The sequence below is a fragment of the Ramlibacter sp. Leaf400 genome (assembly GCF_001424545.1).
GTDB lineage: Bacteria > Pseudomonadota > Gammaproteobacteria > Burkholderiales > Burkholderiaceae_C > Ramlibacter.
The window spans coordinates 181,271-201,584 of the sequence record NZ_LMQL01000012.1 but is presented as its reverse complement, the minus strand read 5'-3'; the positions used below and the strand labels follow the sequence as shown (position 1 = coordinate 201,584).

Annotated in this window: 21 protein-coding genes; 10 read left to right on the top strand and 11 right to left on the bottom strand. The window is 70.5% G+C overall.

The features are described from left to right. The first annotated feature begins 1 nt into the window (after window position 1). Entirely contained in the window at window positions 2–760 is a 759-nt protein-coding gene (locus tag ASG30_RS16740) for a histidine phosphatase family protein (RefSeq protein ID WP_055899298.1), read from the top strand. Next, on the top strand, window positions 760–1,686 hold the full coding sequence (locus tag ASG30_RS16735) for an NAD(P)H-hydrate dehydratase (protein ID WP_055899296.1): 927 nt from the start codon (window positions 760–762) through the stop codon (window positions 1,684–1,686). Before ASG30_RS16740 ends, ASG30_RS16735 begins: the two co-directional genes overlap by 1 nt. Here ASG30_RS16735 and ASG30_RS16730 read toward each other — a convergent pair. The 3 genes from ASG30_RS16730 to ASG30_RS16720 form a co-directional block, all read right to left on the bottom strand. Beyond that, window positions 1,652–2,335: a hypothetical protein gene (locus tag ASG30_RS16730; protein ID WP_055899294.1), complete on the bottom strand. Its 684-nt coding sequence runs from the start codon at window positions 2,333–2,335 to the stop codon at window positions 1,652–1,654. The genes ASG30_RS16735 and ASG30_RS16730 overlap by 35 nt on opposite strands. A gap of 108 nt (window positions 2,336–2,443) precedes the next feature. After that, window positions 2,444–3,508, bottom strand: a complete 1,065-nt coding sequence (locus ASG30_RS16725) for a M14 family metallopeptidase (protein ID WP_055899292.1) — start codon at window positions 3,506–3,508, stop codon at window positions 2,444–2,446. Then, the gene (locus ASG30_RS16720; RefSeq protein ID WP_055899290.1) at window positions 3,505–4,476 is read right to left on the bottom strand and encodes a tripartite tricarboxylate transporter substrate binding protein; all 972 of its coding nucleotides are present in this window, start codon (window positions 4,474–4,476) and stop codon (window positions 3,505–3,507) included. Before ASG30_RS16720 ends, ASG30_RS16725 begins: the two co-directional genes overlap by 4 nt. Before the next feature lie 98 nt (window positions 4,477–4,574). Between ASG30_RS16720 and ASG30_RS16715 the strand changes: the two genes are divergently transcribed. The 3 genes from ASG30_RS16715 to ASG30_RS16705 all read left to right on the top strand — a co-directional run bounded on the left by ASG30_RS16715 (window position 4,575) and on the right by ASG30_RS16705 (window position 7,223). Continuing rightward, window positions 4,575–5,477 (top strand): LysR family transcriptional regulator, encoded by a 903-nt coding sequence (locus ASG30_RS16715; RefSeq protein ID WP_055899289.1) that lies wholly within the window; start codon window positions 4,575–4,577, stop codon window positions 5,475–5,477. Window positions 5,478–5,605: 128 nt separating this feature from the next. Next, complete coding sequence (locus ASG30_RS16710; RefSeq protein WP_055899287.1) at window positions 5,606–5,938, top strand: helix-turn-helix transcriptional regulator; 333 nt, start codon at window positions 5,606–5,608, stop codon at window positions 5,936–5,938. 10 nt (window positions 5,939–5,948) lie between these two features. Further along, window positions 5,949–7,223, top strand: coding sequence for a type II toxin-antitoxin system HipA family toxin (locus ASG30_RS16705; RefSeq protein ID WP_055899285.1), 1,275 nt, complete (start codon window positions 5,949–5,951; stop codon window positions 7,221–7,223). Between the two features lie 17 nt (window positions 7,224–7,240). Here the strand turns inward: ASG30_RS16705 and glmS are convergent, their stop codons facing one another. After that, the gene (gene glmS / locus ASG30_RS16700) at window positions 7,241–9,091 is read right to left on the bottom strand and encodes a glutamine--fructose-6-phosphate transaminase (isomerizing) (protein ID WP_055899283.1); all 1,851 of its coding nucleotides are present in this window, start codon (window positions 9,089–9,091) and stop codon (window positions 7,241–7,243) included. 130 nt (window positions 9,092–9,221) lie between these two features. Here glmS and ASG30_RS16695 point away from each other — a divergent pair, with 130 nt between their 5' ends. Continuing rightward, window positions 9,222–9,728 (top strand): Lrp/AsnC family transcriptional regulator, encoded by a 507-nt coding sequence (locus ASG30_RS16695; protein WP_055899281.1) that lies wholly within the window; start codon window positions 9,222–9,224, stop codon window positions 9,726–9,728. Between the two features lie 40 nt (window positions 9,729–9,768). Here ASG30_RS16695 and glmU read toward each other — a convergent pair whose 3' ends face one another. Next, window positions 9,769–11,154, bottom strand: coding sequence for a bifunctional UDP-N-acetylglucosamine diphosphorylase/glucosamine-1-phosphate N-acetyltransferase GlmU (gene glmU / locus ASG30_RS16690; RefSeq protein WP_055899280.1), 1,386 nt, complete (start codon window positions 11,152–11,154; stop codon window positions 9,769–9,771). On the opposite strand from glmU, the gene ASG30_RS16685 reads away from it, so the two are divergent. Both ASG30_RS16685 and ASG30_RS22645 read left to right on the top strand, forming a co-directional pair. Next, window positions 11,153–12,046, top strand: coding sequence for a DUF6279 family lipoprotein (locus tag ASG30_RS16685; protein WP_055899277.1), 894 nt, complete (start codon window positions 11,153–11,155; stop codon window positions 12,044–12,046). The genes glmU and ASG30_RS16685 overlap by 2 nt on opposite strands. Beyond that, window positions 12,043–13,185 (top strand): MFS transporter, encoded by a 1,143-nt coding sequence (locus ASG30_RS22645; protein WP_055899274.1) that lies wholly within the window; start codon window positions 12,043–12,045, stop codon window positions 13,183–13,185. The genes ASG30_RS16685 and ASG30_RS22645 overlap by 4 nt, the downstream gene beginning before the upstream one ends. 139 nt (window positions 13,186–13,324) lie before the next feature. Here the strand turns inward: ASG30_RS22645 and ASG30_RS16675 are convergent, their stop codons facing one another. From ASG30_RS16675 to ASG30_RS16655, 5 genes are all read right to left on the bottom strand, one after another. Beyond that, the gene (locus tag ASG30_RS16675; RefSeq protein ID WP_055899271.1) at window positions 13,325–13,657 is read right to left on the bottom strand and encodes a hypothetical protein; all 333 of its coding nucleotides are present in this window, start codon (window positions 13,655–13,657) and stop codon (window positions 13,325–13,327) included. A 118-nt stretch (window positions 13,658–13,775) separates the two neighbouring features. Further along, entirely contained in the window at window positions 13,776–14,765 is a 990-nt protein-coding gene (locus ASG30_RS16670) for an MBL fold metallo-hydrolase (protein ID WP_055899268.1), read from the bottom strand. 98 nt (window positions 14,766–14,863) lie between these two features. Continuing rightward, complete coding sequence (locus ASG30_RS16665; RefSeq protein WP_055899265.1) at window positions 14,864–15,358, bottom strand: gluconokinase; 495 nt, start codon at window positions 15,356–15,358, stop codon at window positions 14,864–14,866. Next, window positions 15,355–15,954 carry a TetR/AcrR family transcriptional regulator gene (locus ASG30_RS16660; RefSeq protein ID WP_055899262.1) on the bottom strand — a complete coding sequence of 200 codons (600 nt, stop codon included), beginning with the start codon at window positions 15,952–15,954 and terminating at the stop codon, window positions 15,355–15,357. Before ASG30_RS16660 ends, ASG30_RS16665 begins: the two co-directional genes overlap by 4 nt. Before the next feature lie 41 nt (window positions 15,955–15,995). Then, window positions 15,996–16,466, bottom strand: a complete 471-nt coding sequence (locus ASG30_RS16655) for a DUF2917 domain-containing protein (protein ID WP_055899260.1) — start codon at window positions 16,464–16,466, stop codon at window positions 15,996–15,998. Between the two features lie 129 nt (window positions 16,467–16,595). On the opposite strand from ASG30_RS16655, the gene ASG30_RS16650 reads away from it, so the two are divergent. Then, the gene (locus ASG30_RS16650) at window positions 16,596–17,579 is read left to right on the top strand and encodes a LysR substrate-binding domain-containing protein (RefSeq protein WP_055899257.1); all 984 of its coding nucleotides are present in this window, start codon (window positions 16,596–16,598) and stop codon (window positions 17,577–17,579) included. Between the two features lie 95 nt (window positions 17,580–17,674). Here the strand turns inward: ASG30_RS16650 and ASG30_RS16645 are convergent, their stop codons facing one another. Beyond that, complete coding sequence (locus ASG30_RS16645) at window positions 17,675–18,262, bottom strand: 5-formyltetrahydrofolate cyclo-ligase (protein WP_055899254.1); 588 nt, start codon at window positions 18,260–18,262, stop codon at window positions 17,675–17,677. Window positions 18,263–18,272: 10 nt separating this feature from the next. Here ASG30_RS16645 and ASG30_RS16640 point away from each other — a divergent pair, with 10 nt between their 5' ends. Further along, a complete protein-coding gene (locus ASG30_RS16640) occupies window positions 18,273–20,264 on the top strand; it encodes a lytic transglycosylase domain-containing protein (protein ID WP_055899251.1) in 1,992 nt (663 codons plus the stop codon). Window positions 20,265–20,314 lie beyond the last annotated feature (50 nt).

Sequence of the window (20,314 nt, the reverse complement as noted above, 5' to 3'; positions counted from 1 at the left end):
GATGTCGCAGAACTGGCCGCGCACGCTGTGGATCGTCCGCCATGGGCAAAGCGCGGGCAACGTCGCGCGCGACGCCGCCGAGGCCCAGGGCCTGGCCATGATCGACATCGCCGAGCGCGACATCGACGTGCCGCTGTCCGAGCTCGGGCGCGAGCAGTCCGCCGCGCTGGGGCACTGGTTCGGCGAGCTGCCGCCCTCGCGCCAGCCGGAAGTGGTGCTCACCTCGCCCTACGTGCGCGCCCGCGAGACCGCGCGGCTGCTGATGGAGACCGCCGGGCTGGACCCGCGCAAGGTCCGCGTGCGCGTGGACGAGCGCCTGCGCGAAAAGGAGTTCGGCATCCTGGACCGGTTCACCGTGCACGGCATCCGCGAGCGCTATCCCGAGCTGTCCGCGCAGCGTGGCCACGTCGGCAAGTTCTACTTCCGCCCGCCCGGCGGCGAGAGCTGGTGCGACGTGATCCTGCGCCTGCGCAGCGTGCTGGAGATGGTCACGCGCGAGCACTGCGGCCAGCGGGTGCTGGTGGTGGCGCACCAGGTCATCGTCAACTGCATGCGCTACCTGGTCGAATGCCTGGAGGAGCACGAAGTCCTGGCGATGGACCGGCAGGGCGACGTGCCCAACTGCAGCGTGACCTCGTACGAGCACGACCCGCTGACCGACTCGCTGCGCCTGGACCTGGCCTGGTTCGTCGCGCCGCTGCGCGAGGCCGGCGCCCCCGTCACGGCGGAACCCGACGCCCAGGCCGCGCCCAAGCCCTGATGGACACCAGCGTCCGCCCGCAACGGATCGACTCCGAAGCCCTGCGCCTCTGGCCGCTGCCGCCGCTCGACGACGGAGCGGACAAGGAGGCGCGCGGCCGCATCGTGGTGATCGCCGGCAGCCGCGAGATCCCCGGCGCGGCGGTACTGGCCGCGACCGCGGCGCTGCGCGTGGGCGCCGGCAAGCTGGTGATCGCGACCGGGCTTTCCGTCGCGGGGCCGATGGCCTTCGCGCTGCCGGAGGCGCGCGTGATCGCATTACCGGAGACGGCGGCCGGCGGTTTCGAGGCGAACGGCGCGGAGCTGCTGGAGACCGCGCTCGAAGCGGCGCATGCGGTGGTGATCGGCCCCGGACTGATGGACGCCGACGCGACCTGCGCCTTCGTGCAGCGGCTGCTGCCATTGCTGCGTGGCCGCTGCGTGGTGCTCGATGCGCTGGCGATGGACTGCGTGGCGGCGGTCGGCCGCTTCCCCGAGCCGGTGCTGCTGACGCCCCATGCGGGCGAGATGGCGCACCTCACGCAGGCGGACAAGGACGAGGTGCTGGCCGACCCGCTGTCGGCCGCGGTGCGCGCCGCGCGGACCTGGAATGCCGTCGTGGCCGTCAAGGGCCCGGTCACGGCCATCGCCGCGCCGGATGGCCGCAGCTGGCTGCACGAGGGCGGCAACTGCGGGCTGGCGACCTCGGGCTCGGGCGACACGCTGGCCGGCGCCATCGGCGGCATCGCCGCGCGCGGCGCAACGCTGGAGCAGGCCTGCGCGTGGGGCGTGCTGCTGCATGCGCAGGCCGGCGAGCGGCTGGCCCGCCAGGTGGGGCCGGTGGGCTACCTGGCGCGGGAGATCGCGCGGGAGATGGTGGCCGTGCTGCGCAGGCTGGAAGGCGGCGAAGGCCTCACGCCGACGCCGCCAGCGCCCACGGGAAGGTGATCACGACCTGTCCGGCCGCCGGGCGGGACAGCTGCACGCCTTCCGCCTCGGCCAGGGCCTGCACGTCGCTCCACGCGAGCGGCCGGTAGCCGCGCGTCGCGTCGATGCCGGCCTCGCCTTCCGCCTTGCCCACCTGCAGCAGGACATGAAGCCCTTCGGCCGAGGATGCCGTCGTCAGCTGGACGTCGGCCGGCGGCGGCAGTTCGTCGGTGGCCTGGATCAGCGCGGCGGTCAGCACGTTGCGCATCGCCGAGAGCCGGACCTCGCCCGGCAGCGGCGTGCCCAGGTTGCGCAGGGTGTAGCCGCGGAAGCTCAGCGTCGTGGCCAGGAGCGCGGTGCACTCGCGGGTGCCGTTCATCACGGTCGTGACCGCGCCCTCTTCCGGCGCCAGCCAGGTCACCACGTTGAGGCAGGAGGCCAGCGCCGCGCGGGCGAAGCCGTGGATCTTGTGGGCGCTGGCCTGCACGTGGGCCAGGTCGGGCTGAGCCGCCCGCAACCGGCGGTCGAGCACCTCGTAGATCATGCCGATGGGCTGCAGGTTGACCACCAGGTTGTGGCGCATCGCGGGCGCAAGCCGTCGCAGGAGGGCGTACCGCGCGGCCTCCGCACGGTCGATGTGCGAATCGGTGGCGGCGGGAGACTGGCCCATGGTCCGGACCATTCTTCACCGCGCCCCAGCCTTGTCAATGTGGCTGCGCCCTCGGCCGGTCGCAGCCCACCGGGCTCAATTGAAACGGCCTGCTACTCCGCGGCCTGGCTAACCGAGGAACGCGAACGCCGCCTGCCTGGCCTGGCGGACGACATCGGCCTTCCAGGCGTCATCGTCACCGTAGAACGCCTCCACCAGCTCCCGCTTGATGCGGGCACGCTGGTCGGCGGGGGCGTCCGGGTGGGCGTGCAGCCACTGGTCCGCGCGCAGGGCGTCGATCGTCTGCTGCAGCGGCACGACGCCGTACTCCAGCGCCACGCCCGCGTAGGCCGCGCGGGGCGCTTCCTCGTAGGCCGCCAGATAGATGTTGCCCGTGAGCGGCGCCGACGACGAACTGCCGTCGAAGTACGACGTGACGTCCCCCCACAGGGCGCGGGCGCGCTGCATGGACTCGGCTTGCCCGGCCAGGATCAGTTCTCCGTGTCCGCGCGGCCCCAGTCCCGTGTGGAAGTCCACCCAGCCGAGTTCCTCGCACTGGCTCGCCTGCTCGCGCAGGACGCGGCGAAGCGCGCCCTGGCTCCAGGTGGGCGAGCTCCCGCCGAAGAACAGTCCTTCCGGGTGACTGTGCTGCCCGCCCGTGATGGCGCGCTGCAGTGCCATGGCGCCGTGCTTTTGCGCGAAGGCCTCCAGCACCGCCCGGTTCTCCGGCGTTTCAGGCCACTGGCGCGGCACGATGTGGTCGGCCAGCTCCTCGTACCCTTCGTTGCGCGGCAGCGGCCGGCCGTAGTCGTGGACGTTGCGGTTCAGGTCCACGTTCTCGTGCGTCATCCGGCGCAGCCAGGCGAACCCCCAGGGGTTGAGCGCATGTGCGTAGACCACGGCCACGCCCGCGCGGGCGCACGCTTGCCGCCACTGCGCGTCGCGAAGCAGGGCGACCTGGGCGCCCGAGCCGCAGAAGCCTTCCACGCCGTGGCAGGCGCTCGATAGCAGCAGCACCCTTTTCGCGTCAGGCGGGCCTTCGCGCACGACGTCCAGGGCCAGCTCTTCGCCGGCCGGTCCGCGCAGCGGATGCACCAGGGCTTGCGACACCAGCCCGGCGTCGGTGGCCGCGGCCAGGAACTTCGCCCGGGCCTCGGCGTAGCTGGAAGAAAAGCAGGAACTCGTCTCGTTCATTGCGGTTTCAGGTTGATGTTCCGGGCCAGTTCGCGAAAGCGCTTGATCTCGGCGTCGTACATCCGCACGCCTTCGACCGCGGTGACCTGCTTGGCGGGCAGCAGGCTCTGGGCGTCGAGGACGGTCTTCACGGAAGGTTCCGCCAGGGCTTCGGTCAGGGCCCGGTTGAGGCGGACCACCACTTCCTCGGGCGTGTCGCGGCGAACCATGTAGCTGGTCCAGATGTCGAAGCTGAAGTTCTTCAGCGCGGTCCCTTCGTTCACCGTCGGGTACTGCTTCAGGCTCTCCGGCCGGGTCTCGGCCAGCGTTCCCAGGATCTTCATGCGCTTTTGCTGGGCGAGCGCGACGTACTGCTGCGCGAAAGGCAGCAGCGCGAAGTCGAGCTGGCCGCCGCCCATGTCCTGCAGCAGCGGCGCGCCGCCCTTGTAGGGGACGTGGAGCATCTCGGCCCCGGTCACCTTGGACAGCTGCTCGCCCAGCAGGTGATAGAAGGAGCCGATGCCGGTGCTGCCGTAGGTCAGCGGCTTGGTGCGGGCGCTGCTGCGGGCCAGCGCGACGAACTCGTCGATGGTGTTGGCCGGCAGGTCGTGGCGCACCACCAGCACCATGGGCGCGATGCCGATGAGCTGGACGACGCGGAAGTCCTCGCTGCGCAGCCGCACGGCGCTCATCGCCAGCGGCGGAAGGATCACCTCGTTGGGGGAGCCCTGCAGGATGAACATGCCGTCCGCAGGTGCGTTCAGCACCTTCTGGGCGGCCAGGGTGCCGCTCACGCCCGCGACGTTGTCGACGACCACGGTCTGGTTCAGGTGCTTCGACAGCACGGGCGCGACGCCTCGGGCGATCACGTCGGCCAGGCCGCCCGCTGGGTACGGGATCACCAGGCTCACGGTCTTGCCGGATTGGGCCAGCGCCGCGGTGGAGAGCAGCACGGCTCCCAGGGCGGTCAGGCAGTTCTTCAGGTTCATGGGGTTCCTTCTATTGGCGCGGCATCGTGGCGCCGGCGCTTCCATGTGTCCAATGCATTATTTTTCTCGATTGCATGAGCGGTGCGTATAGTCCCGGCGTGAACCTGCGTCAGCTCGAACACTTCGTCGCCCTGGCCGAGACCGGCTCCTTCTCGCGGGCCGCGCTGCGCCTGCACGTGACGCAGCCGGCCCTCAGCCGAAGCATCCAGCAGCTGGAAGCGGAGCTGGGGGGTGCGCTCGTCGACCGCGTCGGCAAGCGCAATGAACTCACCCCCCTGGGCGGGGAAGTGCTCAGCCGGGCCCGCCTCATCGGCTTCCAGGCTTCCGAGCTGAAACGGGCGGGCGAGCTGCTCGCCTCCGGCGGCATCGGCGAAATCCGCATCGGCTTCGGTGCGGGGCCGGGCGCCGTCCTGACCGTGCCGTTCATGCGGATGATGGCTGCCACGCACCCGCGCACCCGGGTGGTGGTGAGCCGAGGTGCGGTGGAGGCGCAACTGCGGGCGTTGCGCGCCCGGGAGATCGACGGCCTGTTGATCGACATCCGGTCCGTGGTCCCGGCATCGGACCTGCGGATCGAGCATGTCGCGGACCTGCGGGGCGCGTTTCTCTGTCGTCGCGGGCATCCTCTTGCGCGCCTGAAGGAAGTGCGCTTCGCCGACGTGCTGCGGTTCCCGATCGCGTCCTCCCCCATCAGTGCGGAGGTGAGGCGACTGCTGGTCCACCGGTACGGCCCCCACGCCGACCCGGAGCTGTGCACGACCATCGTCTGCGAGGACGTGGCCCCGCTCATCGAGACCACGCTCACGACCGACGCCGTGTTTCTCGGCACCGCGGCCGCCGGCCGCGACGGGCTGGCTTCGGGCGACCTGGTGGAGCTCGCGCTCACGCCGGCGCTGAGCGCCAGCGGCACGTTCGGTTTCGTGACGTTGGCAGGTCGCACCGAAGCGCCGGCGATGTCACTCCTGCGCGAGTTCGCGCGCGAGCACCTGCGCGACGCTTAGTTCGGCGGCTATTTGGGGCATATTTTCCCCGCTATGGTTGTTGACGGGGCTCCAATGCCCCATATCGATATCCAAGTCCCGATGGACTGGGTAAAATATTCCCCACTAACCGGAAAAGTGAGGCAAAGATGCCCCAGATCAAGGAATCGCTCCCGTATGAGGTGGTGCACGCCGTCGAGCAGCTCGGCGCCAACATCCGGACGGCCCGGCTTCGCCGCCGCATGAGCCAGGAGCACCTGATGAAAGCGGCCGGCGTCGATCGCAAGACGCTGTACCACCTGGAGACCGGCCAGCCGGGCGTGTCCCTCGGCCGGACCCTCAGCGTCCTCTGGGCCCTGGGCCTGCTGGACACCGTGCAGCACGTGGCCCACCCGGACCAGGACGAGCACGGCAAGGTCCTCGAGCAGGCCCGGCTGCCGCAGCGCGTGCGCGAACCCGCGACCCTGGACAGCAACTTCTGAAGGAGCGCGCGTGCCGCAGCCCGATCAGTCCTGCTTCGTCTTCATCCAGCTGCCCGGCACCTACGAATGGGCCATCTGCGGTGCCTTGCGGGTGCGGGAGGTCGGGCGCGGCAGCTTCCTGGGCACGTTCGTCTATGGCCAGTCATACCTGAAGCGCCAGAACGTCGCGGCCCTGGACGCCTTCCACCTGCCGCTTTCCGATCGGCTGCAGGAGTTCACCAGGCTCAAGGGCATCCCCGGTGCGCTGCGCGACGCCAGCCCGGATGCGTGGGGCCGACGCGTGATCCAGGCCAAGCTCGATCGGTCGGAAGCGGACATCTCCGAAGTCGACTACCTGCTCAACGGACCGGACGATGGCGCCGGCAACCTTCGATTCTCCCCGGACAAAAAGACGCCTGGCGCGCCGCGTCCTTTCAATCGCACCCACCAGCTGCAGGCGCTGGTGGACGCCGCGCAGACGCTGGAGGAGGAGGGCAAGCTCCCCTTCGAAGTGCTGGAGCAGCTCGAGCCGGGCACAAGCATGGGCGGCGCGCGCCCGAAGGTGACGATCGAAGACGGCCAGAAGGTCTGGCTGACCAAGCTCCCGGAGAAAGGGGATCGCTACAACATGCAGCGGGTGGAGTACGCGACGCTGGAACTCGCGCGCGCCGCGGGGCTGAACGTGTGCGGCACTCGCATCGAGACGGTGGGCAACGCCAATGCCCTGATGCTGGAGCGGTTCGACCGCGAATGGAACCCCGACGCCAAGGCCTACGCCCGTTACGGCCTCGTTTCCGGGCTCACGGTGCTGGACGCCGAAGAGGGCTACCAGGGCCGCGACCGCTGGTCCTACCTGCTGCTGGCCGACGAGTTGCGGCGCTGGTCGGCCGACCCCCGTGCGGATCGGCTCGAGCTGTTCCGGCGGATGGTGTTCAACGCCATGGTCACGAACAACGACGACCACCCTCGCAACCACGCGCTGCTCCAGAGGGATGGAAAGTGGCGGCTGTCCCCGGCGTACGATATCGTGCCCACGCCCATGGTCTCGCAGGAGAGGCGCGATCTCGCACTCGAAGCCGGCGCTTTCGGCCGGGCCGCCAGCAGGTACAACCTGGCCACCCGCGCGGAGGTCTTCGGGCTCACGCGCGAGCAGGCGAACGCCGAGATCGACCGGATTCGAGCCGTCGTGGGCGAGTGGCGAAACCTGTTCCTGCAGCACGGCGTCAGCCGCAAGGACATCGAAGTGATGGAGCAGGCGATCCTGCCGGCCAGCTTCGAGCGGACCGAGCCGCCCGAAGCCGTCTGACCGAGGCGGGGCCCGCCCTACTCGACCGTGACCGACTTGGCCAGGTTGCGCGGCTTGTCCACGTCGGTCCCGCGCGCGCAGGCGGTGTGGTACGCCAGCAGCTGCAGCGGCACCACGTGCAGCAGGGGGCTCAGCGGGCCGTAGTGCTCCGGCATGCGGATCACGTGGATGCCCTCCTCGCTCTCGATGCGCGAGTCGGCGTCGGCCAGCACGTAGAGCACGCCGCCGCGCGCCCGCACTTCCTGCATGTTGCTCTTGAGTTTTTCCAGCAGCGCGTCGTTCGGCGCCACCGTCACCACCGGCATCTGGCTGGTCACCAGCGCCAGCGGCCCGTGCTTGAGCTCGCCGGCCGCATAGGCCTCGGCGTGGATGTAGGTGATCTCCTTGAGCTTGAGCGCGCCTTCCAGGGCGATCGGGTAGTGCAGGCCGCGGCCCAGGAACAGCGCGTTCTCCTTGCCGGCGAACTGCTCGGCCCAGCCGATGAGCTGCGGCTCCAGCGCCAGCACGGCCGTGAGCGCCGCGGGCAGGTGCCGCATCGCCTTCAGGTGCGCGGCCTCGGCCGATTCCGTCATGCGGCCCTTGACCTGCGCCAGCGCCAGCGTCAGCAGGAACAGGCCGGCCAGCTGGGTGGTGAAGGCCTTGGTCGAGGCCACGCCGATCTCGGCGCCGGCGCGCGTGATGTAGGCCAGCTTGCACTCGCGCACCATGGCGGAGGTGGACACGTTGCACACCGTCAGCGTGTGCTCCATGCCCAGCTCGCGCGCGTGCCGCAGGGCCGCCAGCGTGTCGGCGGTCTCGCCCGACTGGCTGATGGTGACCACCAGCGTGCGCGGGTTGGGCACCGACTCGCGGTAGCGGTACTCGCTGGCGATCTCCACCTGCGTCGGGATCTTCGCGATCCCTTCCAGCCAGTACTTGGCGGTGCAGCCGCTGTAGTAGCTGGTGCCGCAGGCCAGGATCAGCACCGAGTCGATCTCCTGGAACACGCGGTGGGCGCCGTCGCCGAAGAGCTCGGGCACCACGGCCTGCACGCCTTCCAGCGTGTCGGCAATGGCACGGGGCTGCTCGAAGATCTCCTTCTGCATGTAGTGGCGGTACGGGCCCAGCTCGGCCGCGCCGCTGTGCGCGTGCACGGTCTTGACCGGTCGGGTGACCGACTTGTCGTTGCGGTCCTCGACCCAGTACTTGCCCAGCTGGATGTCGACGACATCGCCCTCTTCCAGGTAAACGATCTGGTCGGTGACACCGGCCAGCGCCATCGCGTCGCTGGCCAGGAAGTTCTCGCCGCCCTCCTTGCCCACGCCCAGGATGAGCGGCGAGCCGGCGCGCGCGCCGACCACGCGCAGCGGCTCGTCCTTGCAGAACACGGCGATCGCGTACGCGCCGTGCAGGCGCTTGATGGCCGACTTCACGGCTTCGAACAGGTCGCCCTCGTACAGGCTGTCGACCAGGTGGCAGATCACCTCGGTGTCGGTCTGGCTGAGGAACTGGTAGCCCTTGGCCTTGAGCGCGGCACGCAGCTCGTCGTGGTTCTCGATGATGCCGTTGTGCACCAGCGCCACCCGGCCGGCGCGTTCGGCCGCGTGGTCGCCGGGGCCGTGGCTGAAGTGCGGATGGGCGTTGTGCACGGCCGGGGCGCCGTGGGTGGCCCAGCGGGTGTGGGCGATGCCGGTCGTGCCTTCGATGCCTTCGCGGTCGACCTGGGTCAGCAGCTCGGCCACGCGCGAGGTGCTGCGGGCGCGGCGCAGGCCCTGGTCGTAGACGGCGACCCCGCAGGAGTCATAACCGCGGTATTCCAGCCTTTGCAGGCCCTGGACGAGGACGGGGACGATGTTGCGGGTCGAGACCGCGCCGACGATTCCACACATGAGGACAGCTCCTTGATGGCCGAGACTGTATGGTCCCAGGGTCGAAATAAGTCATCTACTTTTTGAGAAAAATGAAATTTTCTTTTCGCCATCAATTTACAAGCAATATTATTTCATTCATGATCGATAGATGGAATCATCATCGCTAGACGACATCGACATAGCTCTCCTGGGCCATCTCCAGGAAGACGCCTCGATGACCAACCAGGACCTGGCCGCCCGCGTCCACATCTCGCCGCCGACCTGCCTGCGGCGCGTCAAGCGCCTGGTCGAGGCCGGTTTCATCGAGCGGCAGGTCGCCATCCTCAGCCGCGACCGCCTGGCCCGGCTGGCCGGCCCCGGCCTGGACGCGCTGGTGGAGATCACGCTGGACCGCCAGGACAACGAGGCGATGGAAGCCTTCGAGGCCAGGGTGGTGGCCGACGCGGCCGTGCAGCAGTGCTGGCGCGTCTCGCCCGGCCCCGACTTCATCCTGGTGGTGCAGGCGCCGGACATGCCGGGCTACCTGGCGCTGGCGCAGCGCCTGTTCACGGCCGACGCCAACGTGCGCAACGTCAAGGCCTTCTTCGCGGTCAAGCGCGCCAAGTTCGGCTCGCGCATCGCTTTGCCGAAGCCGGCGCGCGGCGCCTCTGCCTAGGCGCCTGCTTGCGCCGCTACCTCGGCGCCTTCTTGCGCCGCTACTTCGGCGCCTTCTTCGGCCGCTGCCAGCCGCTGATGCCGATCTGCTTGCCGCGGGCGACCGCCAGCACGCCCGGGTCGGTGTCCTTGGTGATGGTGGAGCCGGCCCCGACCGTGCCGCCCTTGCCGATGCGCACCGGTGCCACCAGCACGCAGTTGCTGCCGATGTGCACGTCGTCCTCGATCACGGTGCGGTGCTTGTTGGCGCCGTCGTAGTTGGCGGTGATGGAGCCGGCGCCGTAGTTGACGCGCTCGCCCACCTGGGCGTCGCCCAGGTACGCCAGGTGATTGGCCTTGGCGCCGCGCGCCAGCACCGAGTTCTTGACCTCGACGAAGTTGCCGATGTGCACCTCGGGGCCGAGCCGCGCGCCCGGGCGCAGCCGCGCGAACGGGCCGATCTCGGCGCGCTCGCCCACTTCGGCGCCGGCCTTCTCGCCCTGGATGTGGGTGAAGGCCTGCAGCAGCGCCCCGGCGCCGATGGTCGCGTTGGCGATCACGCAGTTGGGGCCGATGCGGGCGCCGTCGCCGATCACCACCTTGCCCTCGAACACGCAGTTGACGTCGATCTCCACGTCCTGGCCGCACTGCAGGCTGCCGCGCACGTCGATGCGGGCCGGGTCGGCCAGGCGCACGCCGCGCTCCATCAACCCGCGCGCGTTGCGCTGCTGCCAGGCGCGCTCCAGTTCGGCCAGCTGCAGCGGGCTGTTGACGCCGTCGACCTGCACCCGGTCGTCGCAGGTGACGCCCACGACCTCCACGCCGTCGGCCACCGCATGCTTCACGACGTCGGTGAGGTAGTACTCGCCCTGCGCGTTGTCGTTGGTCAGGCGCGCCAGCCAGCGCTTGAGCAGCGCGTTGGGCACGGCCATGAAGCCGGTGTAGACCTCGTGGATCGAGCGCTGCCGCTCGTTGGCATCCTTGTGCTCCACGATGGCCAGCACGCGCTGGCCCTGGCGCACGATGCGGCCGTAGCCGGCGGGGTCGGGCATCTCCACGCTCAACAGCGCCAGGCGCTCGCCGCCGCAGGCCTGCACCAGGTGCTGCAGCGTCTCGGGCCGGATCAGCGGCACGTCGCCGTTGAGGATCAGCGCGATGCCGTCGTCCGGCAGCTGCGGGACGGCCTGCTGCACGGCGTGGCCGGTGCCCAGTTGCGGCTCCTGCCGCACGAAGATCGCTTCGGCGAAGGTGCCGCCCACGGAGGCCTCGACCTCCTCGGCGCCGTGGCCGGTGACCAGGATCGTGCGGCGGGCCTGGAGCTGGCGCGCGCAATCGATCACGTGGTCGACCAGCGCACGGCCGGCCAAACGATGCAACACTTTGGGGCGTCGGCTTTTCATGCGCGTGCCCTTGCCGGCGGCCATGATGACCACGTCCACTGCTGTCATGTCTTTCCCTTTTTTCACTGCGCGCCACGTGCCGCGCCTGGCCCGGATTATCGGCTTGCTGAGCCTGGCTCTTGCGTTGGCCGGCTGCAGCACGCTCAAGCTCGGCTATTCCACGCTCCCCGAGATCGCCTACTGGTGGCTGGACAGCTACATCGACCTGGAGGATGGCCAGTCGCAACGCCTGCGCGAGGACCTGCAGCGCCTGCACGCCTGGCACCGGGCGAACGAGCTCCCGCGGCTGGTCGCTTTGCTGGAGCGCATGGAAAAGCTGGCGCCGCAGGACGCCACGCCGGCCCAGGTCTGCGCCTTCGAACCCGAGCTGCGCGAGCGCTACGCCGCCGCCCGCGAGCGGGCCGAGCCGGCCATCGTGACCAACGCGCTGACCGTCACGCCGGCGCAGCTGGACCACCTGCAGCGGCGCTACGCGCGCAACAACCGCGACTTCGAGAAGAACTGGATCCGCCCCCCGCCGGCGGAGCAGATCGACCGGCGGATGAAGCTGGTGGGCGACCGCCTGGAGGCCGTCTACGGCACGCTGACCGAGCCGCAGCGCGCGGCCCTGCGGCGCCACCTGGAGGCTTCGCCCTTCCCCGCCGCCCAGGTGCTGGCCGAGCGCAAGCGCCGCCAGCAGGACACGCTGGCCGTGCTGCAGCGCCTGACCGCGCAGCAGGTCTCGCTGGGCGACGCCCGCGCCGCCCTCCGCGGCCTGCTGGACCGGTTCACCGAGTCGCCCGATCCGGCCTACCGCGCCTACCAGGCGGAATCGGTGCAGGACCTCTGCCGCATGGTCGCCACCGTGCACAACGCCGCCGGCCCGCCGCAGCGCGAGCAGGCCGCACGGCGGCTGCGGGGCTGGCAGCGCGACCTCGGCGAGCTCTCGTCGGCTCCATGACGGCGGTTGCGCCGGGCAACCGCATGGGCGTGGTGTGGCGGTTCGCCGCCGCCACCACGCTGATCGTGCTGGCCTTCGCCATGACCGGGCCGGTGCTCGCGGTGAGCCTGCAGCAGGCCGGCGCCAGCACCACGGCCGTCGGCCTGTTCGCGATGATCCCGTTCGGGATGATCGGGCTGCTGATCCCCTTCGTGCCCTCGGTGCTGGCCCGCTGGGGCGTGGTGCGCACCTACCGCGCGGGTTGCCTGCTCAACCTGGCCGGCGCGGCGGTGTACGCGGTCACCGACCACTGGCTGCCGTGGACGTTCGCGTCGGTGCTGGGGGGTGTCGGTGCCGCGGCGCTGTGGAACGCCACCGAAGCGCTGCTGGCGCGCGAAGCGCCGGCCGACCAGCGCGGGCGCGTGATGGGTCTGTACCAGGCGTCGCTGGGGGCGTCGCTGGCGCTGGGACCCTTCATCCCGGGCCTGCTTGGCTGGGGCGCGCGGCCGGTGCTGTGGGCCGCGCTGGTGCTGGTGGCCGTGTGCTGCGCCATCGCGGCGGCGATCCCGCGCCGGTCGTCCGTGGAGCCGCGGCACGCGCAGGCCAGCACCTGGGAGGCGATCCGCACCGTGCCGCTGCTGGTGCTGATCGCTTTCAGCGGCGGCGTGTTCGAGGCCGGTCTCAGTTCGGTGAGCGCGGCGAACGCGTCGGCCAACGGCCTCAGCCTGGGCGGCGCGGCCAGCATCGCCGGGGCCATCGGCGTGGGCAGCTTCCTGTGCCAGATCCCGGCGGGGCTGGCGGCCGACCGCTTCTCTCTGCGCAACGTGTTCTCCACCGCGGCCCTGCTGCTGCTGGCGTCGAGCGTCGCGTTCGCCTTCGCCGGCCACGCGCCCTGGCTGCTGTGGGCGGTGGGCGCGGTGTGGGGCGGCGTGGGCGGGGCGCTCTACACGCTGACCATGGTGGAAGTGGCGCACGCCTTCCAGGGCCGCGCCACGGCCGGCGGTGCGGCCGCGATGATCACCGGCTACACGGTCGGGGCGACGGTCGGTCCCGTGGCCAGCGGCGCCGCGCTGCAGTGGGGCGGCATCCTGGGGATGGCGGTCGTGCTGGGCGCGCTGGCGCTGGCAACGCTGGTGGCCGCGCGCAGCGTGCCGGATTGAGTCGAGGCGCTGTCACTCCGTCATTCCCGCGGAGGCGGGAATCCAGCGCTTCCAGGCAGCCCGCAAAGGCGGACGCACTGGGTCCCCGCCTTCGCGGGGACGACGGGAGTTCAGTCGTGGCGGGGACGACGGGAGCGCTTCAGTCCTCGCCCTTGGCGTGCGACTTGCCCTCTTCCTCGGCCTGCTTCATCTCGCGCGCTTCCTGTTCGGAACGCGGCTTGGCCTTCTCGGCATCGGCTTCGACGTCGGCGTTCTTCACGTAGCGCTCGGTGCGCTCCTTGTAGTCGCGCGCGCCTTCGTAGCTGCCTTCGCCCATCTGCTGAGGCTTGCCGGCGCCGCCCTGCTGCGGGCTGCCCTGCTGCTCCCCGGGCTGGCCCTGCTTCTGGAATTCGTTGGAGCCGGCCATCTGCTGCTGCTGCGCGAGACGGTCGCCGGCCGGTTGCTGCTGCTGGGAGGTACTGCGGGGGTTCATCGTCGGTCTCCTGGAGGGACGTCTTGGCTCGAAGGAGCCAGCTTAGGAAGCACGACAGCCCGGCGCCGTCAGCCCACGGCGCGTGATCCGTCGGACGGCGCCGACACCCCGCCCAGGCTCAGCTTTGCAGCGAGGCCCACATCTCCTTATCCCGCTCGGCCGTCCAGATGCGCGGGTTCTTGATGCCGCGGGCCTCGTCGTATGCGCGGCTCACGTCGAACGGCAGGCAGTGCTCGTAGATGAACACGTGGCCGAACACCGGGTCCATGCTCTTGCGCGTGTGCGCCATCGCGGCCTTCAGGTCCATGTTGGCGGCGGCCGCCTCCTTGGCCGCGGCGAACAGCGTCTCCACCCAGCGCCGGGTGTAGTCGAGCGCCTTGTTCACCTGCGCGTTGCCCTTCATCGCCTCGCCGCGTCCGGGCACCAGCGCCTCGGCCTGGAGCGCACGCAGCGCCTCCAGCGTGGCGGGCCATTCCTCCAGGTGCGCGTCGCCGGTGTAGACGCCGGCGTCGTACTCGACCAGGTCGCCGGAGAACAGCACTTTCTCTTCTTCCACCCAGGCGATGGTGTCGCCGCGCGTGTGGCCCGGGCCCGGATGCCAGATCTCCACCTTCACGCCGCCCAGCTCGACGCTGAGCCGGCCGGGCACCTCGCCCTTGGTGGGGTTGCCGCCGCCGATCACCATGGTCGGCCAGGTCAGGCCCGGCACGCTCTCGGCGTTGCGGAACAGGCGCGGGAAGCGGTCCATCTCGGACTGCATGTCCTCCTTGCCACGCTCCAGGATCAGCTCGTAGGTGCCCTGGCTGGCGATGATCTCGGTCGCGCCTTCGGCGAAGTACGCGCTGGCGCCCAGCACGCGGACCGCGTGGTAGTGCGTGAGCAGAACGTACTTGATCGGCTTGTCGCTCACGGTGCGGATGCGCGCGATGAGGTCCCTGGCCATCGCGGGCGTGGCGGTGGCGTCGCTGACCATGATGAACTTGTCGCCGATGATCACGCCCGAGTTCGGGTCGCCCTCGGCGGTGTAGGCCCAGCAGTGCGGGGACAGCTGCTCGAAGGTGATCTTCTTGTCTTCCAGGTCGGCCTGGCTGGCGAAGGCTTTGCTCACGGAAACTCTCCTGGCGCCGGTCGCGGCGCGAATCCAGGGATTCTACTTACCGTAATGCATTACGGAATGTGAAACGACGGGCCGCAAGGCCCAGGCTCTCAGGACGCCAGGCCCTGGCGCGCGGCGGCCACCACCTGCGCCATCGGTTGCGAGGCATCGACGACCACCACGCCCGGCTCGCCGCCCGGGTCTTCCAGCGCGGCGAACTGGCTGTCGACCAGGCTGGCCGGATAGAAGTGGTCCTTGCGTGTCGCCACGCGCCCCAGCGCCTGCTGCGGCGTGAGCGACAGGTGCACGAAGCGCAGCCCGGGCGCGGCGGCGCGCAGCCGCTCGCGGTAGGCGGCCTTGAGCGCCGAGCAGGTCAGCACCGCGCCGGCGGGCCGCCGGGCGAGTTCCTGCCCCAGCGTGTCCAGCCAGCCCGCGCGGTCGGTGTCGTCCAGCGGCAGGCCGCGGCTCATCTTGTCGATGTTGGCGGGCGGATGGAAGCTGTCGCCCTCGATCAGCGGCAGCCCCAGCGCCTGCGCCAGCTGCTCGCCGACGGCGCTCTTGCCGCAACCCGAGACGCCCATGACGACGACGCGCATACCGCTCATGCCGACAGCCCCCGGTCGACCAGGGCGACCACCTGCCCGGCGAAGTCCGCATACGTCATCGCCCCACCCGGCCGCAGCCAGGTGAAGGTCCAGTTGATCATGCCGAACAGCATCATCACCACCGCGGTCTGGTTGTCTTCTCGCACGTGCACAGGATAGGCGCGCCGCAGGAAACGTGTGGCGGCCGCGACCACGTCGCGCTGGCGGTCCAGGATCAGCTCGCGCTGCGCATCGCCCAGGAACTTGGTGTCGTGCAGCAGCGCGGCGTGGCGGGTGGCGCTGCTTTCGTACTCATCCAGGAAGGCGCGCACCAGCTCGTGCAGCGCGGCGCGGTCGTCGAGCCGCCGCCGCTGGGCCGTGGCCTCGACCTGGCCGATGAGGGCCAGCAGCCGCTGGGTGTAGCGGTCCAGCAGGTCGAACAGGATCGCTTCCTTGCTCTCGTAGTAGTGGTACAGGCGCGCCTTGGAGGTGCCGCCCGCCGCGGCGATGTCGTTCATGCTGGCCGCCGCATAGCTGCGTTCGGCGAAGCACTGCGCCGCGATCTCGAGGATCTCGTCCCTCTTGATCTCGTGCTGCTGGGAACGTGGGCGCGGCATGGGTGGCCGCGATTATCGCGGCCACCCTTTCGGCGCGGACGTCACATGGCGGGGCACTGGTTGTTCTGCGGCCGGGGCAGCAGCGCGCCCGCAGCCAGGGAGACCACGGCGGCCGCCAGGCGCCCACCGGCGTGCAGGCCCAGGGCGGCCGCCAGCTGCAGGTCGTCCCAGGACTGCGAGACCGCCGCGCGGCGCGAGGCGCGCACCGGCTCCACCTGGGGCGCGAAGTCCCAGCTGAAATAAGCCGGCGCGCTGCCGTTGCGGGGCTCGAGCACGACACGCCGGCCGGCCGGCACCCGGATCTGTTCGCCGGCGCCCAGCACGTGGTCGCCCTGGTCGTTGAGCGGTCCCGCGTGCGGGCCGTCGAAGGTGACCCACACGCAGCCGTGCGCGACGCGCAGCAGGCCGTCCTCGCGCGGCCGCAGCGTCACGGCGCGCGACGGCTCCAGCCGCCAGGTGCCCGACAGGTGGGCGACGGATTGTTGCGATTGCGTCAGCGTGAGGGCGGTCATGGCGTTCTCCTGGGGGGCGTTTGGTGGCTTGAATGATCGAGGGGAGCGCCTTGGCAGTCCAATGAAATACGGCTAGGCTATTCATTCGCATCCAGCATCAATCCAGTTCCCTGCCCGGCCGTTCAGACCATGCTGCACTCCCAGACCCACCTGCGCACCCGCCCGATCTCCGCCGGGCACCTGCGCGCCTTCGAGGCGGTAGCGCGCCACCTCAATTTCCGCGCCGCCTCGGAGGAGATGGCCCTCACGCAATCGGCCGTCAGCCGGCAGATCCAGGCGCTGGAGGAGGAAGTGGGCGCCGCGCTGTTCCTGCGGCACACGCGCGCGGTCGAGCTCACCGGCGCCGGCGCCCAGCTGCTGCTGGCGGTGTCGCAGGCGCTGCCGCGCATCGATTCGGCGGTGCGGCAGATCCGCCAGAGCGCGGGCCGCAAGAGCGTGTCGGTCACCACCTTCGCGTCGTTCGCGTCGATGTGGCTGATCCCGCGGCTGGAGCAGTTCCAGCGCGACAACCCGGACATGGACATCCGCATCGACGCCAGCGACGCGTCGCTCGACCTGGAGCTGGCCGACGTCGACCTCGCCCTGCGCTACGGGCCGACGGCCAACATGCCGCCCAAGGCGATCCGCCTGTTCGGCGAGCAGCTCACGCCGGTGGCCAGCCCCTGGCTGCTCAAGAGCGGCACGGCGGTGAAGAAGCCGGAGGACCTGGCGCAGTTCGCCCTGATCGAGGCGGGCGATGCGCACCGCACGCACCTGGAATGGCTGACGTGGCGCCGCTGGTTCGACGAGCAGCACCTCACGCGGCTGCAGCCCAAGCGCTGGCTGTATTTCAACTACGCCTACCAGATGGTGCAGGCCGCGCTCACCGGCCAGGGCGTGGTGCTGGCGCGGCTGCCCATGGTGGCCGAGAACCTGGCCAACGGCGACCTGATCGAGCCGCTGCCCCGGCTGCGCATGGACTCGCCGATGGCCTACTGGCTGATCCTGGGCCCGCGCAGCGGCGGCCGTCCGGAGATCAAGGCCTTCTGCGACTGGATCATGCAACAGGGCCGCGCGACCCGCCAGACGGTGGGCGAAGTGCCGGATCCGGACACGGTCGACAACATCGATTGAGAGATTCCGTCATTCCCGCGGAGGCGGGAATCCAGTGCGTCCGCCTTCCGCGGACTGCCGCAAGCCCGGGGTCCCCGCCTTCGCGGGGATGACGGTCACCGCATCGGCCAGACCACCCCGTTGTCATTGAGGATCGCATCCAGCGGCACGTCGTGCGGCTCGGGCTCCAGGTCGTCCACGTACCCCATCGTGTACCCCAGACCCGCCGTGAACGGCCTGGGTTCGAGCTTGGCCAGCGTGCGGTCGTAGAAGCCGCCGCCGTACCCCAGGCGGAAGCCGCCCGGCCCGTAGCCCACGCAGGGCACGAACAGCAGCGTGGGCACGATCACCTCGGTGTCCTTGGGCTTGGGGATGCCGTAGGCGTCCTCCTCCATCGGGCAGCCCGGGAACCAGGCGTGAAATTTGAGCGTCTTGTGCAGCTTGTCGACCACGGGCAGGCCGATTCTTCGCAATTGCGGCTGGTCCAGGAGTTCGCCGTCCTCCTTCCAGCGGTGCAGCGCCGGCAGCGGGTCGAATTCGCCCTTGATGGGCCAATAGGCGCCGATCACCGTGTCGGAGCGGCCCACCAGCCAGATCCGCATCACGCGCTGCAGCAGGTCGGCGCGCAGCATGCGGTCCGGGAGGTTCAGCCGCTCCTCGATCAGGCGCCGGCGCAAGGCAATTTTGTCGTCCGGCGTGCTCATAATCCCTGCGATGAAGTTCCGGGCGATTCTGACATTGATCATGGCCGCGCTCGCCTCCACGGCGTGCGCGCAGGGCAGGGGGGATGAGGCCATCCTCGAGATGGCGCAGGCCTGGCAGAAGGGGCAGAAGCCCCGGCTGTCGCAGCTGCTGCCGCAGGTGCGAGGCCACCTGCTGGAGCCGTGGGCCGCGTACTGGGAGCTCAATTCCCGGCTGGACACCGCCACGCCGCAGGAAGTGCAGGACTTCTTCTCCCGCTATGCCGGCACCTACCAGGAGGACCGCCTGCGCAACGACTGGCTGCTGCTCCTGGGGCAGCGGCGCGACTGGGCCGCCTTCGCCGAGGAGCATCCGCGCTTTCGCATGAACGACGATCCGCAGGTGCGCTGCTACGCCCTGCTGGTGCAGCACCTGCGCGATGGCGCCGCCGCGCCCGCGTCGCTGGACGACGAGGTGCGCCGCCTCTGGTTCGCACAGCGCGACAACGGCGATGCCTGCACCCAGGCCGCCGCCCGGCTGGTGGCCGAAGGCAGCGGCCGCCACCGGCTGACCACGGCCGACGTCTGGCGCAAGGCGCGCATCGCCATGGAAGGCAACCGGCCCCGCAACGTGGCCGGCGCGGTGGAACTGGTGGCGCCCGAATCGCTGCCGGTGCTGGCTGAGATCAACGCCAGCCCCTCGCGATTCCTCACCAGCCGCGTGACCGTCGCTTCGCGCACGCGCAAGGAGATGATCGGCCTGGCGCTGATCAAGCTGGCCACCAGCGACACCGACAACGCCGCCCAGCTGCTGGACCGCAAGTGGGGCCCGCAGCTCTCGCCCGAGGAGCGCAACTGGGTCTGGGGCGTGCTGGGCAAGCAGGCCGCGCAGCGCCTGAGCCCCGACGCCCTGGGCCACTACGCCCGCGTGACCCGCGACAGCGACCTCACCGACGACATGCTGGCGTGGAAGGCCCGTGCCGCCCTGCGCGCCGGCAACACGCCGCGCTGGGACGCGCTGCAGTCCGCCATCGACGCGATGAGCGACGACGCCCGCAAGGACACCACCTGGCAGTACTGGAAGGCGCGCGCGCTGCTCGCCTCGGGCCGGGAAGGCCAGCGTGCCGATGCCATCAAGCTGCTGGAAGGCATCGCCTCGCCGCGCGGCTTCTACGAGCAGCTCGCGCTGGAAGAGCTCGGCCGCCCCATCGCCGTGCCCGAGCGGCCGGCCCCGCTCACCGCGGAAGAAAAGGACGCGGCCCGCGCCAACCCGAGCCTCAACCGCGGCCTGCACGCCATCTCGATCGGCCTGCGGTCGGAGGGCGTGCGCGAGTGGAACTACGGCACCAACCTGGCGCGCCCCGGCGGCCTGGGCGACCGCGAACTGCTGGCTGCCGCCGCCATCGCCTGCGAACGCGAGGTCTGGGACCGCTGCATCAACACCAGCGAGCGCACCCGCGGCGAGTTCGACGTCGAGCAGCGCTTTCCCATGCCCTTCCGCGACGCCGTGGTGCGCCGCGCCCAGGACATCGGCCTGGACCCGGCCTACGTGTACGGCCTGATCCGCCAGGAAAGCCGCTTCGTGATGGACGCGCGCTCGCACGTGGGCGCCTCCGGCCTGATGCAGGTGATGCCGGCCACGGCCCGCTGGACCGCGCGGCGCATCGGCCTGAACGGCTTCACGCCCGACCAGCTCACCGACCGCGACACCAACATCGCCATCGGCACCGGCTACCTCAAGCTGGTGCTGGACGACTTCAACGGCTCCATGCCGCTGGCCGCGGCCGCCTACAACGCCGGGCCCAGCCGCCCGCGCAACTGGCGCAACGGCCCGGTGGTCGAGGCGGCCGCCTGGGCCGAGAACGTGCCGTTCAACGAGACCCGCGACTACGTCAAGAAGGTGCTGGCCAACGCGACGATGTACGCCGCCGTGCTCAGCGGCCAGCCGCAGTCGCTCAAGTCGCGCCTGGGCATGGTGGGCCCCCGCGATGCGGCGATGCCCGAGCCCAACCGCGAGCTGCCCTGACCGCATGAGCCGCGCCCGGCCGTCCGAAGCGGCTCGCACCGCAGTGCGAA

What these genes read in the sequence shown, in the direction of transcription:
- ASG30_RS16740 (WP_055899298.1), top strand. Translation starts at nt 2, where the DNA reads ATGTCGCAGAACTGGCCGCGCACGCTGTGGATCGTCCGCCATGGGCAA.
- ASG30_RS16735 (WP_055899296.1), top strand. Translation starts at nt 760, where the DNA reads ATGGACACCAGCGTCCGCCCGCAACGGATCGACTCCGAAGCCCTGCGC.
- ASG30_RS16730 (WP_055899294.1), bottom strand. Translation starts at nt 2,335, where the DNA reads ATGGGCCAGTCTCCCGCCGCCACCGATTCGCACATCGACCGTGCGGAG.
- ASG30_RS16725 (WP_055899292.1), bottom strand. Translation starts at nt 3,508, where the DNA reads ATGAACGAGACGAGTTCCTGCTTTTCTTCCAGCTACGCCGAGGCCCGG.
- ASG30_RS16720 (WP_055899290.1), bottom strand. Translation starts at nt 4,476, where the DNA reads ATGAACCTGAAGAACTGCCTGACCGCCCTGGGAGCCGTGCTGCTCTCC.
- ASG30_RS16710 (WP_055899287.1), top strand. Translation starts at nt 5,606, where the DNA reads ATGCCCCAGATCAAGGAATCGCTCCCGTATGAGGTGGTGCACGCCGTC.
- glmS (WP_055899283.1), bottom strand. Translation starts at nt 9,091, where the DNA reads ATGTGTGGAATCGTCGGCGCGGTCTCGACCCGCAACATCGTCCCCGTC.
- ASG30_RS16695 (WP_055899281.1), top strand. Translation starts at nt 9,222, where the DNA reads ATGGAATCATCATCGCTAGACGACATCGACATAGCTCTCCTGGGCCAT.
- ASG30_RS16685 (WP_055899277.1), top strand. Translation starts at nt 11,153, where the DNA reads ATGTCTTTCCCTTTTTTCACTGCGCGCCACGTGCCGCGCCTGGCCCGG.
- glmU (WP_055899280.1), bottom strand. Translation starts at nt 11,154, where the DNA reads ATGACAGCAGTGGACGTGGTCATCATGGCCGCCGGCAAGGGCACGCGC.
- ASG30_RS22645 (WP_055899274.1), top strand. Translation starts at nt 12,043, where the DNA reads ATGACGGCGGTTGCGCCGGGCAACCGCATGGGCGTGGTGTGGCGGTTC.
- ASG30_RS16675 (WP_055899271.1), bottom strand. Translation starts at nt 13,657, where the DNA reads ATGAACCCCCGCAGTACCTCCCAGCAGCAGCAACCGGCCGGCGACCGT.
- ASG30_RS16665 (WP_055899265.1), bottom strand. Translation starts at nt 15,358, where the DNA reads ATGAGCGGTATGCGCGTCGTCGTCATGGGCGTCTCGGGTTGCGGCAAG.
- ASG30_RS16660 (WP_055899262.1), bottom strand. Translation starts at nt 15,954, where the DNA reads ATGCCGCGCCCACGTTCCCAGCAGCACGAGATCAAGAGGGACGAGATC.
- ASG30_RS16655 (WP_055899260.1), bottom strand. Translation starts at nt 16,466, where the DNA reads ATGACCGCCCTCACGCTGACGCAATCGCAACAATCCGTCGCCCACCTG.
- ASG30_RS16650 (WP_055899257.1), top strand. Translation starts at nt 16,596, where the DNA reads ATGCTGCACTCCCAGACCCACCTGCGCACCCGCCCGATCTCCGCCGGG.
- ASG30_RS16645 (WP_055899254.1), bottom strand. Translation starts at nt 18,262, where the DNA reads ATGAGCACGCCGGACGACAAAATTGCCTTGCGCCGGCGCCTGATCGAG.
- ASG30_RS16640 (WP_055899251.1), top strand. Translation starts at nt 18,273, where the DNA reads ATGAAGTTCCGGGCGATTCTGACATTGATCATGGCCGCGCTCGCCTCC.